At 39.8% G+C, this 1,071-nt stretch carries 1 protein-coding gene; it reads left to right on the forward strand.

The window, feature by feature from the left end; genetic code table 11:
• A partial coding sequence (istA, locus tag BM212_RS12375; protein WP_091898834.1) for an IS21 family transposase occupies positions 1-1,071 on the forward strand: 1,071 nt, incomplete at both ends.

Consider the following 1,071-nt stretch of genomic DNA (forward strand, 5'->3'; position numbering starts at 1 on the left):
AAAAAAGGAGGTGACACTACCGTTAACAGATGAGATGACAGATAAATGGCTCGAAGAGTTTTTGTATCCTGAAAAGACGATGGAAGGATCAGGTTACCGACCGATTGACTTTGAATACATTCACAAAGAGTTGGGAAAGAAGAATGTCACTTTAACACTGCTTCATCATGAATATGAAGTGCAGTGTCGAGCAGAAAACGCTATTCCTTATGCCTATCGCAGTTTCATTCGTCATTATAGAAAATATGCAGAAAAACATAAGGCAACGATGCGAATTAAACGAAAGCCAGGAGAAATTTTAGAAGTCGACTGGGCTGGATCTACCGGTACTTTAATTGACCGAGATACTGGTGAGAAGGTGAAAGTCTATGTATTCGTAGCGACATTTCCTAGTAGTCAATTGTCCTACGTTGAAGGTTTTTTATCAATGAACTTAACGTCGTGGATCACAGCCCATAGACATGCTTACGACTATTTTGGTGGTGTGAGTGAAGTTCTAGTCCCTGACAACTTAAAAACAGGGGTTCAGGAAAATACGCGAAAGCAATTAGTACTAAATCCTACTTATAAAGATATGGCGAATCATTACGGCACATTCGTGATGCCAGCTCGAGTAAAATATCCAAAGGATAAAGCGTCAGTAGAAGGGTCTGTACGCACAATCTCGACTTGGATTATCGCTGCCATGAGGCACACTCAATGCTTCACTTTAAAGGAATGGAATGACGTTGCCAAAGAAAAATTAGAAGAGTTCAATCATCGTGATTTTACGAAGCGTGAAGGTTCCAGATGGTCAGCATTTTTAGAAGAAGAGAAATCGTACCTTTCTCCTCTTCCGCCAACACCTTATCAGATGTCTGAATGGTTAACCGCCAAAGTTCAACCAGACTATCATATCTCTGTTAAAAGTCAGTTTTATTCTGTTCCTTATGAATATATCAGTCAACAGGTAGATGTGAGAGTTACAGATCATCTTATTGAAGTATTCTACAATCATATGAGAATCGCTTCTCATTCACGATTATATGGGAAATATGGCAGGCAGTCCACTAACCGAGATCATATGCCAGA

The organism is Marinilactibacillus piezotolerans, from assembly GCF_900114235.1.
Lineage (GTDB): Bacteria > Bacillota > Bacilli > Lactobacillales > Carnobacteriaceae_A > Marinilactibacillus > Marinilactibacillus piezotolerans.